Here is a 13,884-nt window from a genome sequence, read left to right as displayed (position 1 = left end):
GGGCACACCAGACCGCACCCTAGCCAGAGCCGAATGCCCCGGCAATGCAGGGGTGCGCCGTCCCCGACCACCTCACCGCTGGTCACCGCACGAGCGGTGTCTTGCAGACGTCGCGCGCTTGCTGCTGCACCGCGTTGAACGCTGTGCGCATCTCTGGGGTGTCGAGGGCCGAGGCAGCGGCGCGGATCCGCTCGACCTGGGCAGCGCTGACTCCCTCCGGCGGATCCGTCGGGTCGTAGCCCGCCGGATCGTCGATCCCCGCTGCGGAGAGGGCCTTCTGCAGTCCACCCAGTCGCTCGGTCACCACGGCCCATTCGTCCACGAGATCGTCGGGCGCCGCTGCCGCGAGCTCCTCGAGCTCGGGCAGCGCGGAGAGCAGACCGGTCGCCGCGCCGTCGGCGACCGCCGCACTCAGAGCCGACTGTCGCGCCTCGACCTCGGCGCAGTAGTCCGCCGTGGGATCTCCCCCGCACGCACTCAGCGACGTGGTCGCCACGAGCGCCGCGACCGTCAGCACCGGTCGCAGACGTCGCGCAGCGGCCACGCCGCTCATGCGGGCCGCAACTGCGCTGTCGCGTCGGCGACGGCCGCGCGCATCGCGTCGACGTCCGGCCCCTGGGAGAGCACCTCGCGCGAGGACGACGGGGCCACGTTCCCGGCCGCCGCGCCGAAGATCCGCTGGATGTCAGCGGGCGTGCCGCCCTGCGCACCGAACCCGGGGGCGAGGATCGGGCCGTTGAAGTCGAACGCGTCACGGAACCGATCGACGTCGCCGAGCGTGGCGCCGATGACGGCGCCGAACGACCCCAACGGTGCGGCGTCGCGGTTGAGGTCGGCCAGATGGGCCAGCACCCGCTCGGCGACGGTCTCGCCGGTGTCGACCGCGGCGTGCTGCACCTCCGGCCCCTCGGGGTTGGAGGTCAGCGCTAGCACGAACAGGCCCCCGCCGTGTGCCCGGGCCGACGTCACGAACGGATCCAGCGACCCGAAGCCGAGGTACGGGCTCACCGTGACGGCGTCCGCCGCGATCGGGCTCGTCGGGTCGAGGTAGGCATCGGCATAGGCCTGGGACGTCGATCCGATGTCACCGCGCTTGACGTCGAGCAGCACCAGCGCGCCCGCCTCGCGGCAGGTCGCGATCGTCCGTTCCAGCACCGCGACGCCGCGGGAGCCGAAACGCTCGAAGAACGCCGACTGCGGCTTCACCATCGAGCACACCGGACCGAGCGCCTCGGCCGCGGTCAGTGCGAAGCGCTCGAGCCCCGCGACGTCGTCGGTCAGCCCCCACTGCCGCAGCAGGGCTCCGTGCGGGTCGATGCCCGCGCAGAACGGCCCGCGGACGGCGACGGCGGCGTGCAGGCGCGCGCCGAACGGCACGGCGGAACTCGTCACGAGGTGAGCCTCCGGAGGATGTCGGGGGTCAGGTCCGCGCGGGCCGGGTAGCCGTCGACCGCCATGATCAGGTCGGCCTCGGCCAGCAGCGAGCGCAGCACGTGCACGGCACCGGGCACGCCGCCGTGGGCGAGGCCGTAGACGTAGGGCCGGCCGATCGCCACGGCACTGGCGCCCAGCGCCAGCGCCTTGACGACGTCGGAGCCCGAGCGCACCCCTGAGTCGAAGATCACCGGGGCATCCGCGTTCGCCTGCGCCGATGCCTCGACCACGTCGGGCAGCCAGTCCAACGCCGCCCCGCCGCCGTCGGCCTGGCGACCGCCGTGGTTGGAGCAGTAGATGCCGTCGGCGCCCTCGCCCAGAGCACGGCGCGCGTCGTCGGGGTGGCAGATCCCCTTGAGGACGATCGGCAGATCGGTCACCGAGCGCAGCCAGGGCAGGTCGTCCCAGGTGAAGGGGTGGCCGAACGTGCCGACCCACGTGAACACCACAGTGCCGGGATCCGGGTTCGGACCGCACATCTCCTGGAACACCGGGTCGGAGGTGTAGTTGGCCAGTGCCTTGCCGCGCAACTGCGGGAAGTTGCCGCTGGCCAGGTCGCGAGGACGCCAACCCGGCACCCAGGTGTCGAGGGTGACGACCAGGGCGTCGTAGCCGGCCGCCTCGGCACGGCGGATCAGACTCTCGGCGAGCTCGCGGTTCTTCGGGGTGTAGAGCTGGAACCAGCTCGGCGTCTCGCCGGTGTGGCCGACGACGTCCTCGAGCGGGTCCGACATCAAGGTCGAGCCGATCATCGGGACGCCCGTCGCCGCCGACACCTCGGCCGTGTGGATGTCGCCGTGCTGGTCGGGCGTACAGAGCCCGACGACGCCGACCGGCGCCATCATCAACGGGGTGGACAACCGCTTGCCGAACAGCTCGACCGAGAGGTCGCGCTCGGTGCTGGCACGCAGCATCCGCGGGATGATCGCCCACTTCTCGAAGGCGGTGACGTTCGCGCGCTGGGTGCTCTCGCGCCCTGCTCCCCCGGCGACGTAGGTGCGCAGCTCGGGCGGCAGCACCGCGAGCGCGCTCGCCTCGAGCTCGGTGTAGTCGAACGGGTGCGCGGGCAGAACGCCGCCGAGCGCGCCGAGGTAGAGCTCGATCTGATAGTCGCCGAACGTCATCGCGCCGCTCCCGCACTTGCGAGGGTGCGGTTCACGCGGGGAGATGACGGAGTCGGGCGTGCGACGGAGGTGCACGCGACCGGCGTCTCGAAGTCCATGCCGCTCAACCTCTCACATCCCCGCCACGACGCGGCGTGGCCAGAGCGGACCCTCGTAGATGAACGCGGTGTAGGCCTGTAGGAGGTCCGCGCCGGCCGCGAGGCGCCGGCGTGCGTCGTCCGCGGTGCTGATGCCGCCGACGCCGACGAGCGTCAGGTCGGGCCCGACCCGATCGCGGAGCAGCCGCATCACCGTCTCGGCACGCTCGGTCAACGGCGCGCCGCTGAGGCCACCGGCCCCGATCTCCTCGATCTGCTGCGGATGGCTGCGGAGGCCGGCGCGCGAGATCGTCGTGTTCGTCGCGATCACCCCGTCGAGGCCGATCGCCAGGGCCAGGTCGGCGACCGCCAGTACATCGTCGTCGGCGAGATCGGGGGCGATCTTGACCAGCAGCGGCACCGGAGCACCGCGATCGTCGAGCGTGGCCTCGTCGGCGATCCGACGCACGTGCTCCAACAGCGGCTGAAGCCGCTCGACGGCCTGCAGATTGCGCAACCCCGGCGTGTTCGGCGAGGAGACGTTGACGACCAGGTAGTCGGCGTGAGGCGCCAGCAACCGCGCGCTCGTGGCGTAGTCGGCGAGGACGGCGAACTCGTCGTCGTCCGGCACGACCTTGGACTTGCCGATGTTGACGCCCAGAACCGGGGCGCCAGCCACGCGACGACGGCGTCCGCGTGCGGCGAGCCGCTGGGCGACCGCTTCGGCGCCGTCGTTGTTGAAGCCCATCCGGTTGACCACGGCGCGGTCGGCCACCAGACGGAACAGCCGTGGCTGGGGGTTGCCCGGCTGGGCCAGCGCCGTCACGGTGCCGACCTCGACGTGCCCGAAACCGAGCGCACCGAGCGCGTCGATGCCCACCGCGTTCTTGTCGAAACCGGCGGCGAGCCCGAAGCGGTGCGGGAACCGCAACCCCATCGCCGTCACCGGCTCTGCGCCGGTGACGGGCAGCCTGGCCAGCACCGGTCGGCCGGCCCGCACCGCACGGAACCCGAGGTGGTGGGCGCGTTCGGGATCGACGCGGGCGAAACCGTGCTCGAACAGGCGTCGGTAGGGGCTCATGCCGGGGCGTGGTCCGCGCGCGCCCCGACCACGACCGCGCGCCAGTCCTGCAGGCTGCGGACGCCGATGTCGCCGCGGCGCATCGACTCGATGCCCTGCACGGCGGCACCGAGACCCTGCACGGTGGTGATGCACGGGACGTTGGCCATCACCGCCGCCGTCCGGATCTCGTAGCCGTCAAGACGTTCGTGGCCGGCACCGCCCGCACCGTAGGGCGTGTTGACGATGAGGTGGATCTCGCCGTCCTGGATCAACTGGACGGTGGTCTTCTCGCCGTTCGGTCCGGGGCCTTCGTGCTGCTTGCGGACGACCGAACACGCGACGCCGTTGCGGCGCAGCACCTCCGCGGTGCCCTGGGTGGCGAGAATCTCGAAGCCGAGGTCGGCGAGCACCTTGACCGGGAAGACCATCGAGCGCTTGTCGCGATTCGCCATCGAGACGAACACCCGACCACTGGTCGGCAGGGGCCCGAACGCGGCGGCCTGCGACTTGCTGAACGCCGTGCCGAAGTCGCGGTCGAAGCCCATCACCTCACCGGTCGACTTCATCTCCGGTCCGAGCACCGTGTCGACCTGCTGGCCGTCGGGTGTACGGAACCGGTTGAAGGGCATGACCGCCTCCTTGACCGCGATCGGCTGGTTCGGCGGGAGGACGCCTCCGTCGCCGGTGGTCGGGAGCACCCCTGCGGCACGGAGGTCTGCGATGGACTCACCGAGCATCACTCGTGCAGCAGCCTTCGCGAGCGGCGTCGAGGTGGCCTTCGAGACGAACGGCACCGTGCGCGAGGCGCGGGGGTTGGCCTCCAATACGTAGAGGATGTCCGAACCGAGGGCGAACTGGATGTTGAGCAGCCCGCGCACCCCGACACCGCGCGCGATCGCCGTGGTCGCCTCGCGGATGCGGGCCACCTCCCGCGCGCCGAGGGTGATCGGCGGCAGAGCGCACGAGGAGTCGCCGGAGTGGATCCCGGCCTCCTCGATGTGCTCCATCACGCCACCGAGGAAGAGCTCCTCACCGTCGAAGAGCGCGTCGACGTCGACCTCGACGGCGTCGTCGACGAACCGGTCGACCAGCACCGGCGCCTCGCGACTGATCAGGCCGGCCGCGACGTACTTCTCCAGATAGGCACGCAGCGCGTCGTCGCCGTAGACGATCTCCATACCGCGACCGCCGAGCACGTAGGACGGACGCACGAGCACCGGGTAGCCGACCTCGGTCGCGATCCGCTGTGCCTCGGGGTAGGACGTCGCGGTGCCGTGCTTCGGCGCGACCAGACCGGCCTCGGCCAGCACCCGGCCGAAGGCGCCGCGGTCCTCGGCGAGGTCGATCGCGTCAGGTGAGGTGCCGACGATCGTCACGCCGTTCGCGGCGAGACCCTGCGCGAGGCCGAGCGGCGTCTGACCACCGAGCTGACAGATGACGCCGGCGATCGGGCCGGCCTGCTGCTCGGCGTGCACGATCTCCAGGACGTCCTCGAGCGTGAGCGGCTCGAAGTAGAGCCGGTCGGAGGTGTCGTAGTCGGTGGAGACGGTCTCGGGGTTGCAGTTGACCATCACGGTCTCGTAGCCGGCATCGGCCAGCGCGAGCGAGGCGTGCACGCACGAGTAGTCGAACTCGATGCCTTGACCGATGCGGTTGGGCCCCGACCCCAGGATGATCACTGCCGGGCGCTCACGCGGCGCGACCTCGGTCTCCTCGTCGTAGGAGCTGTAGTGGTATGGCGTCCGGGCGGCGAACTCGGCCGCGCAGGTGTCGACGGTCTTGAAGACCGGGCGGATGCCGAGCGCGTGCCGTACCCCTCGGACGACGTCGGCGGTGGTGCCGCGGATCTTGCCGAGCTGGGCGTCGGAGAAGCCGTGCCGCTTGGCGATGCGCAGGAGCTCCGGAGTCAGCTCGGGAGCAGAGATGAGCTGCTGTGCGATCTCGTTGATCAGACTCAGCTGGTCGACGAACCAGGGGTCGATCTTGGTGCTGTCGAAGACCTCCTCGGCGGTGGCGCCGGCGCGCAGCGCATCCATCACCTTCTTGAGGCGACCGTCGTGCGGCGTGCGGATCTGTTCCAGCAGATCGGCCTTGTCGAGCTCGACGACCTCCTGGGACCAGTCGAAGGGAGCGTCCTTGCTCTCCAGCGACCGCAGCGCCTTCTGCAGCGCCTCGGTGAAGTTGCGGCCGATGGCCATCGCCTCGCCGACCGACTTCATGTGCGTGGTCAGCGTCGGGTCGGCTCCGGGGAACTTCTCGAACGCGAACCGCGGCACCTTGACCACGACGTAGTCCAGGGTCGGCTCGAACGCCGCCGGCGTCGAACCGTGCGGGCCTGCGGTGATGTCGTTGGGAATCTCGTCCAGGGTGTAGCCGATGGCGACCTTGGCGGCGATCTTGGCGATCGGGAAGCCGGTGGCCTTGGAGGCCAGGGCGCTGGAGCGGGAGACCCGCGGGTTCATCTCGATCACGATCACGCGGCCGTCGACCGGGTTGACGGCGTACTGGATGTTGCAGCCGCCGGTGTCGACGCCGACCTCGCGGATGATGCCGATCGCCAGGTCACGCAGGTGCTGGTACTCGCGGTCGGTGAGCGTCATCGCCGGTGCGACGGTGATGGAGTCGCCGGTGTGCACGCCCATCGGGTCGAGGTTCTCGATCGAGCAGACGATGACGACGTTGTCGAGCTTGTCGCGCATCACCTCGAGCTCGTACTCCTTCCACCCGATGATCGATTCCTCGATCAGCACCTCGGTGGTCGGGCTCGCCGCCAGGCCGGCGCCGGCGATGCGCTGCAGGTCGGCCGGGGTGTAGGCGATGCCCGAGCCCGTACCTCCCATGGTGAAGGACGGACGGACTACGACGGGGAAGCCGAGGTCGGCCGCGGCGGACTCGCAGTCGGCCATGGAGTGGCACACGAAACTGCGCGCCACCTCGCCGCCGACCTTGGCGACGATGGCGTTGAACAGCTCGCGGTTCTCACCGCGGTGGATCGCCTCGAAGTTGGCCCCGATCATCTCCACGCCGTACTTCTCCAGCACACCGTTCTCGTGCAGGGCGATGGCGGCGTTGAGCGCGGTCTGCCCGCCGAGGGTCGGCAGGATCGCGTCGGGGCGCTCCTTGGCGATGACCATCTCGCAGAACTCCGGCGTGATCGGCTCGACGTAGGTCGCGTCGGCGAACTCCGGGTCGGTCATGATCGTGGCCGGGTTGGAGTTGATCAGGATCACCCGCAGGCCCTCGGCCTTCAGGACGCGGCACGCCTGGGTGCCGGAGTAGTCGAACTCGCAGGCCTGGCCGATGATGATCGGGCCGGAGCCGATCACCAGGACCGACTTGATGTCATCACGCTTCGGCATCAGAGGTCTCCTGCCATCAGGGCGGTGAAGCGGTCGAAGAGGTACGCCGCGTCGTGCGGGCCGGCCGCGGCCTCGGGGTGGTACTGGACCGAGAAGGCCTTCAGACCCCCTCCCTCGGCGGCCGGAGCACGCAGTTCCAGTCCCTCGACGACGTCGTCGTTGAGGCAGACGTGGCTCACGCTGGCCAGGCCGTAGGGCGTCTCGGTGTCGTGGTCCAGCGGGGCGTCGACGGCGAAGCCGTGGTTGTGGGCGGTCACCTCGACCTTGCGCGTGGTGCGGTCCATGACCGGCTGGTTGATCCCGCGGTGCCCGTACTTGAGCTTGTAGGTACCAAAGCCCAGCGCGCGCCCGAACAACTGGTTGCCGAAGCAGATGCCGAAGTAGGGCAGACCTTGGGCGAGGGCACCACGCAGCAGCTCGACCTGGTCGGTCGTCGCGGCCGGATCACCAGGACCGTTGGAGAAGAACAGGCCGTCCGGCGAGACCGCGAGCACGTCGTCGAGCGAGGCCGTGGCGGGCAGGACGTGCACCTCGATGCCGCGCTCGGCCATCCGGTACGGCGTCATGGTCTTGATCCCCAGGTCGAGAGCGGCCACGGTGAACCGCTTCTCACCCCACGGGCCCGCGTGGGCAGGCACCACGTAGGTGGCGTCGGTGGAGACCTCGCCACTGAGCTCGCTGCCCGTCATCTCGCCGGAGGCCAGCACACGAGCGAGCAACGCCTCGGGGTCGCGCTCGACCGAGGAGATGGCGCACCGCATCGCGCCGCGCTCGCGCAGGTGGCGGGTCAGCGCGCGGGTGTCGATGCCGCTGATGCCGACGACGTCCTGGGCACGCAGCTCCTCGTCCAGGCTGCGAACCGAGCGCCAGTTGCTCGGACGGCGGGCGGGGTCGCGCACGACGTACCCGGCGACCCAGATGCGCGAGGACTCCAGGTCCTCGTCGTTCACCCCGGTGTTGCCGATGTGCGGTGAGGTCATCACCACGACCTGTCGGTGATACGACGGGTCGGTCAGGGTCTCCTGGTAGCCGGTCATGCCGGTGTTGAAGACCGCCTCGCCGAAGGTCTCGCCCTCGGCGCCGTAGGACTCGCCGCGGAACACGCGGCCGTCCTCCAGCACGAGGAGGGCCGGGATCGGCATGCGACCGGTCGGGGCACTCACTGCAGGTCTCCTTCCAGCACGGTCGGGACGCCGCGCAGCAGGGTGGTGTGTATGGAAGCCGCGAGCGTGCGGCCGTGCCAGGGGTTGTTGCGCGAGAGCGACACCGAGGCGTCGCGGTCCACGGTGTGGGTGCCGCGGGGGTCGATCAGGGTCAGGTTCGCCGGGCTGCCGACCTCCAGGGTCCGCCCGTGGCCGGAGAGTCCGGCGATCCGCGCCGGCTCGCTCGACATCACGCGCGCGAGGTCGGCCCAGGTCATCCGGCCGGACTCGACCATCACCGTCGCCACGACCGGCAACGCGGTCTCCAGGCCGAGCATGCCGAACGCGGCATCGACGAAGGCGTGCTCCTTGTCGTGGCGCGCGTGCGGCGCATGATCGGTCGCGACGGCGTCGACCGTGCCGTCGGCGAGCGCCTCGCGCAGGGCCTCGACGTCCTCGGCGGGACGCAGCGGCGGGTTGACCTTGTAGGTCGGGTCGTAGCCGCCGTTCTCGGTACCGAGCAGGTCGGTGGTGAGCAGCAGGTGGTGAGGCGTCACCTCGGCCGTGACCGACCAGGTGCCGTCCTTGGCTGCCATCGCCTTGGCCCAGCGGAGCACCTCCACGGTGCCGGCGGTGGAGGCGTGCGCGATGTGCACCCGGGAGCCGGTGTGGCGGGCCAGCATGACGTCGCGCGCCACGATGACCTCCTCGGCGATTCCGGGCCAGCCCGGCAGGCCCAGGCGTCCGGAGAGCTCGCCCTCGTGGCAGCACGCGGTCGGTCCCGCCAGCGTCGGCTCCTGGGCGTGCTGGCTGACCACGCCGCCGAACGCCTTGACGTACTCCAGCGCGCGACGCATCACGCGCGCGTCGGCCACGCAGCGCCCGTCGTCGGAGAAGACCGAGACGCTCGCCCGCGAGCGGTGCATCAGGCCGAGTTCGGCCAGCTCCTCGCCGCCGAGGCCCCGGGTGACGGCGCCGACCGGCTGCACGTCGACGATGCCGGCGGCACGACCCAGGTCGTAGACCCGCTCGGCAGCCTCCGCGGTGTCGGTGACCGGCGAGGTGTTCGCCATCGCCAGCACCGCGGTGTAGCCGCCGACGGCTGCTGCCTGCGAGCCGGTGCGCACGGTCTCGGCGTCCTCGCGGCCGGGCTCGCGCAGATGGGTGTGCAGGTCGACGAGACCGGGGAGCGCCACGAGTCCGTCGGCGTCGACGACGACGGCGCCGTCGGGCGCGGTGAGCGAGCCGATCTCGGCGATCACGCCGTCGACGAGGAGCAGGTCGGCGGCGTCGGCGCCGAGCAGCCGCGCACCCTGGATGAGGGTCTGGTTCGACCGCTGGGTCACGAGACGGCTCCTTCACCGGCCAGGAGGTGGTACAGGATCGACATCCGGACCGCGACGCCGGCCGAGACCTGGTCGAGGATCGCCGACTGCGCGGCGTCCGCGGCGTCGGCGGCGATCTCGAGGCCGCGATTCATCGGTCCCGGATGACAGATCGGGACGTCGGGTCCGAGCACCGCGAGACGGTCGCGAGTGAGTCCGTAACCCACGGTGTACTCGCGCGCGCTGGGGAAGTACCCGCCGCTCATCCGCTCTCGCTGGACGCGGAGCATCATCACCGCGTCGGCGGTCGGCAGCACCTCGTCGAGGTCCCAGCTGGTCGCGAAGCCCTGCGCGGCCGACCAGCTCGCCACGCCGCTGGGCATCAGCGTCGGCGGCGCCACGACCGTCACGCGGGCACCGAGGGTCGCCAGGCACTTGACGTTGCTGCGGAACACCCGACTGTGCGTCAGGTCGCCGACGATGACGACGTGGCGCCCTTCGAGGCTGCCGAGACGGCGTTGCAGCGTGTAGGCGTCGAGCAACGCCTGCGAGGGGTGCTCGTGGGTGCCGTCGCCCGCGTTGATCACGGCGGCATCGACCCACTGCGATACCTGGTGGGCCGCGCCGGAGGCGCTGTGACGCATGACGAGGGCGTCGACGCCCATGGCGGCGATGGTGAGCACCGTGTCGCGCAGACTCTCGCCCTTGGACGCCGAGCTGCCCTTGCCGGTGATGTTGATGGTGTCGGCCGAGAGCCACTTGCCGGCGATCTCGAAGCTCGACCGGGTGCGCGTGGAGTCCTCGAAGAAGAGGTTGATCACGGTGCGACCGCGCAGAGCGGGGAGCTTCTTGACCTCGCGGCGCTGGACGTCGTGCATCTCGGCCGCGGTGGCGAAGAGCGTCTCGATGTCGTCGGCGCTCAGGTCGTCGACGGAGAGCAGGTGACGCCTCACGACAGGTCACCTCCCGAGGCGATTCGCACTTCCTCGATGCCGTCGAGGTCGTCGAGGCGCACCATCACTCGCTCGGTGCGGGCGCTCGGCAGGTTCTTGCCGACATGGTCCGCGCGGATCGGAAGCTGGCGGTGGCCGCGGTCGACGAGCACGGCGAGGCGCACGACGTCGGGACGGCCGATGTCGTTCATCGCGTCGAGGGCCGCACGCACCGTGCGACCGGAGTAGAGGACGTCGTCGACGAGCACGACGGTGCGACCGTCGACACCGCCGGGAGGCAGCTCGGTGGGCTGCGGCGTCCGAGCGGGGTGCTTGCGCAGATCGTCGCGGTACATCGTGACGTCGAGGGCACCGACGGGCACGTCGACTCCCTCGGTGGCGCTGATCCGAGCGGCGATGCGCCGGGCCAGGTGTACCCCGCGCGTGGGGATGCCCAGCAGGACGAGGTCCGCTGCCCCCTTGTTGCGCTCGAGGATCTCGTGGGAGATCCGAGTCAGGGCCCGGTTGATGTCGCGGGCGTCGAGGACGACGGTGCCGGTCTCACCGGAGGAGACGGCGTCAGGGCTCGGCTGGGCGCACACGGGTGTCGCCAGACCTCCTTCTCCGCCTCACAGGACGGCTCGTTAAAGGATGTCGAACGACCCGAATCCTAGCACCACGGAAACGCCTCGAGAGGTCAACGTCCAGCCGTCAGGTGCGGCGCCGCGCGCCCGGCGATCAAGGGCAGATCGAGATAGGTCTTGATGCCCGGGCCGGCGGCGTGCACGTACGGGATCGCGCTGACGCAGTGATTCGCGGTGGAGACGATGCCAGGGTTGCGGACCAGACCCGCCTCGACACTCTCGGGCTGGAGACCCTTGATGGTGAGGCTGACCGAGGGGTCGCCGGTGACTTCGATCTCGAACCGCTCTCCCTCGGGTCCGAAGTCCCACGCCGGATCGAGGTGCTCCTCCCCCATCAGCCAGTTCACGGTCGCGATGACGACGGGCACGCCGTCCACGCTGGCCCGCCAGTGGAAACGACGAGCAGCGACGAGGCCGGGTTCGATCGGACCGATCGGGCTGTCGATCGGAGCCGTGGCGACGGCGACCTCCTGGATCGTCTCGATCTTCGGGTCGGCGTCGAAGCCCATCTCTGCCACGATCATGCGCACCGAGCTGCGGAACCCTCCGCCGAGCAGGCTCGCCATCGGACTGGCCAACGCCTCCTCCGGGGTCGCCCCGAAACCCATGACGTGGCGCACGACGTCGGGGGCACCGTAGGTGCGGATGTCGGAGAACTCCTCGGCACGCACGTGGGTGACGCGGGCCGAGACCGCCGAGACCATCAACGGGAAGCGCTCGGTGATGCCGCCGGGGTGGATGCCGGTGCCGTGCAGCGTCGAGCCGCCGGCCTCGCACGCCGCGCGGATCGCCTCGGTACGGGCGGGATCGGGGTAGATCCACCCGACGGGGGTCACGACGTCCTTGCCCGAGCGCAGGAGCGCCACGACCTCCGACTCGTCAGGTACCAGTGGCGAGTAGACGACGACGTCGGCGTCGGTGGCGTAGATCGCCTCCTTGTCCGTGGTCGCGCGCACGCCGACCGGTCCGGACGAACGTCCCTCGAGCAGGTCCCCGACGTCGAGCCCGTCCTTGGCGCTGCTGTGCACCCAGCAGCCGACGAGGGTCAGTTCGGGATGGCTCAACACCGCCTCGATCGCCGCGCGACCCACACCTCCGGTCGCCCATTGGATGACGCGGACCTGGTCTCGGCTGGGAGCGCTCACGGGCGCCCAGTCAGCCAGGCGGGGCCACCGAGGTCAAGCACCTTCGGCGCCGGGATTCGCCCGGCACGTGGATCAGAGCGCGTCGGCCATCCCCGCGCAGGCCGCCAACCACGACATCCTCGTCGCTTTGGACAGCTGCGCGTACGGCACCACCGAACCCGAGACCAGGCAGGGGTCGTAGGGGACGCGGTAGACGCCGCGGGTGCGCTGCTCGTAGACCGACACCAGGTCGTCGGCCAGGCGTCCGTCGACCTGAACGGAAGGGTCGGAGAGCACCGTGACGCACTTGCGCTTGAGATCGTGCATGCCGGCGTCCTGGAGAGCATCGAGCATCCACAGCCCGCTGTAGCCGGTGTCCTCTCGCACGGTGCTGGTCACCACGAGCAGGTCGGCCGCCTCCGCGGCCGCGAGCCAGTTCTCCGCGCGCATGTTGTTGCCGGTGTCGACCAGGATGACCCGGTAGAACCGCTCGAGCAGGCCGTGCACCTCGACGAAGTCGTCGGCGCGGATCGTGCCGGTCACATCCGGTCGCTCGTCGGAGGCCAGCACATCGAAATGGGCATCGCCCTGCGAGCGCACGAATGCGCCCAGGTCGCCGATCCGGGACTGGTAGACGTCCTTGAAGCGTCCCAGGTCCTCCAGCAGCTCCCGGGTGGTGTTGCGGTGCGAACTCCGTGCCCCGCGGATACCGAGCGTCCCGCGGGTCTCGTTGTTGTCCCACGCCACGACGCCGCCACCACGCACGGTGCCGAAGGTGTAGCCGGCCGCCAGCACGCCGGTGGTCTTGGCCGCCCCACCCTTGGGATTGATGAACGCGATGGTGCGCGGACCGTCGAAGTCACGCTGGATCGACCGGCGCGCGAGCTCGTAGGCCTCCTCCTTGGCGTTCATGGTGGGCTTGATCAACCCACCGGACCAACGGCGAACGACACCGCGCCAACCCCATGTCGCGGGGCCCAGCTGCTTGTCGTTCTCGCGGCGGTCCAGGAAGTCGGTCGCCGTCATCGGGCGGCGCGCAGCCGGCTCTCCCAGGGCTGTCGGATCGACGGGACCGGCGGGGTCGCCGGTCGCGTGAGCGGCCTGCTCCGCGGCGGGCTCGGGCACAGCGGTCCGCAGCGGCGGGGCCGAAGTGGGGGCCGAGGCAGGGGAAGGCGTGGCACCGATCCTCGCTCCGGCGCCGTCCGTCGACGGCGTCCAGGTCGGAGCCGGTCCGCGCGGGGCGGACGCGGGCACGGCCGGGGGCTCGGTGGCCGCCTGCGGCCAACCGTTGCGAGTCGCGGACTCACCGCCCAGCGGGTCACTGAGCGGATCCGCGAGTGGGTCGCGCAGGCGATCACCCAGGTCTCCCGTCGGCGCCTGATGCACGGATGGCTCGCCCCCCGCCGACGACGTACCCCGCGCTGCCGCGTAGCTCGCGAGCTCCTCGCGACGGTAGAGCCGGTCGCTGGTGCCGTCCGGGGCCGGCGACGGGTCGGCGTTCTGGCGGTGGCGAGTCATGGATCCCTCCGAGATAGACGTCACGACGTCCTCCTGCAACGTAAGCGGTCGGGGTCGCGCGTCGTCACCTGTCCCCGTGGACACGGCCCGAGCGCCGGGTGCGACGTGCGTGCTCCCTCTCGTTGTGTCCGCTCGCTCCCGC

General features: G+C 70.7%; 11 protein-coding genes. All 11 read right to left on the bottom strand.

Features of this window, described 5'->3' with window-relative positions; translation table 11 throughout:
- Positions 1–82: 82 nt before the first annotated feature.
- On the bottom strand, positions 83–553 hold the full coding sequence (locus KSO97_RS01515) for a hypothetical protein (RefSeq protein WP_232676046.1): 471 nt from the start codon (positions 551–553) through the stop codon (positions 83–85).
- Positions 550–1,392, bottom strand: coding sequence for an orotidine-5'-phosphate decarboxylase (gene pyrF / locus KSO97_RS01510; RefSeq protein ID WP_232676045.1), 843 nt, complete (start codon positions 1,390–1,392; stop codon positions 550–552). The genes KSO97_RS01515 and pyrF overlap by 4 nt, the downstream gene beginning before the upstream one ends.
- On the bottom strand, positions 1,389–2,558 hold the full coding sequence (locus tag KSO97_RS01505; protein ID WP_232676044.1) for an alpha-hydroxy-acid oxidizing protein: 1,170 nt from the start codon (positions 2,556–2,558) through the stop codon (positions 1,389–1,391). The genes pyrF and KSO97_RS01505 overlap by 4 nt, the downstream gene beginning before the upstream one ends.
- Before the next feature lie 111 nt (positions 2,559–2,669).
- Entirely contained in the window at positions 2,670–3,716 is a 1,047-nt protein-coding gene (locus KSO97_RS01500) for a quinone-dependent dihydroorotate dehydrogenase (RefSeq protein ID WP_232676043.1), read from the bottom strand.
- Positions 3,713–7,057 carry a carbamoyl-phosphate synthase large subunit gene (gene carB / locus KSO97_RS01495; protein WP_232676042.1) on the bottom strand — a complete coding sequence of 1,115 codons (3,345 nt, stop codon included), beginning with the start codon at positions 7,055–7,057 and terminating at the stop codon, positions 3,713–3,715. The genes KSO97_RS01500 and carB overlap by 4 nt, the downstream gene beginning before the upstream one ends.
- Positions 7,057–8,199 carry a glutamine-hydrolyzing carbamoyl-phosphate synthase small subunit gene (gene carA, locus KSO97_RS01490; RefSeq protein ID WP_232676114.1) on the bottom strand — a complete coding sequence of 381 codons (1,143 nt, stop codon included), beginning with the start codon at positions 8,197–8,199 and terminating at the stop codon, positions 7,057–7,059. The genes carB and carA overlap by 1 nt, the downstream gene beginning before the upstream one ends.
- Positions 8,200–8,216: 17 nt before the next feature.
- Positions 8,217–9,545 carry a dihydroorotase gene (locus KSO97_RS01485; RefSeq protein ID WP_232676041.1) on the bottom strand — a complete coding sequence of 443 codons (1,329 nt, stop codon included), beginning with the start codon at positions 9,543–9,545 and terminating at the stop codon, positions 8,217–8,219.
- On the bottom strand, positions 9,542–10,477 hold the full coding sequence (locus tag KSO97_RS01480; protein WP_232676040.1) for an aspartate carbamoyltransferase catalytic subunit: 936 nt from the start codon (positions 10,475–10,477) through the stop codon (positions 9,542–9,544). Before KSO97_RS01480 ends, KSO97_RS01485 begins: the two co-directional genes overlap by 4 nt.
- Positions 10,474–11,058 (bottom strand): bifunctional pyr operon transcriptional regulator/uracil phosphoribosyltransferase PyrR, encoded by a 585-nt coding sequence (pyrR, locus tag KSO97_RS01475; RefSeq protein WP_232676038.1) that lies wholly within the window; start codon positions 11,056–11,058, stop codon positions 10,474–10,476. Before pyrR ends, KSO97_RS01480 begins: the two co-directional genes overlap by 4 nt.
- Before the next feature lie 95 nt (positions 11,059–11,153).
- Positions 11,154–12,245 (bottom strand): hypothetical protein, encoded by a 1,092-nt coding sequence (locus tag KSO97_RS18115; protein ID WP_232676037.1) that lies wholly within the window; start codon positions 12,243–12,245, stop codon positions 11,154–11,156.
- A 72-nt stretch (positions 12,246–12,317) separates the two neighbouring features.
- Positions 12,318–13,742, bottom strand: a complete 1,425-nt coding sequence (locus KSO97_RS01465) for a hypothetical protein (protein WP_232676035.1) — start codon at positions 13,740–13,742, stop codon at positions 12,318–12,320.
- Between the last annotated feature and the right edge of the window lie 142 nt (positions 13,743–13,884).

This window comes from Nocardioides sp. R-C-SC26, assembly GCF_021246465.1.
Lineage (GTDB): Bacteria > Actinomycetota > Actinomycetes > Propionibacteriales > Nocardioidaceae > Nocardioides.
This window is presented reverse-complemented; position numbering and strand designations above follow the sequence as displayed.

Bases quoted from the DNA above. Each gene is read 5' to 3' on its own strand.
- KSO97_RS01515 (WP_232676046.1), bottom strand. From the start codon at position 553: ATGAGCGGCGTGGCCGCTGCGCGACGTCTGCGACCGGTGCTGACGGTC.
- KSO97_RS01505 (WP_232676044.1), bottom strand. From the start codon at position 2,558: ATGACGTTCGGCGACTATCAGATCGAGCTCTACCTCGGCGCGCTCGGC.
- KSO97_RS01500 (WP_232676043.1), bottom strand. From the start codon at position 3,716: ATGAGCCCCTACCGACGCCTGTTCGAGCACGGTTTCGCCCGCGTCGAT.
- carB (WP_232676042.1), bottom strand. From the start codon at position 7,057: ATGCCGAAGCGTGATGACATCAAGTCGGTCCTGGTGATCGGCTCCGGC.
- carA (WP_232676114.1), bottom strand. From the start codon at position 8,199: ATGCCGATCCCGGCCCTCCTCGTGCTGGAGGACGGCCGCGTGTTCCGC.
- KSO97_RS01465 (WP_232676035.1), bottom strand. From the start codon at position 13,742: ATGACTCGCCACCGCCAGAACGCCGACCCGTCGCCGGCCCCGGACGGC.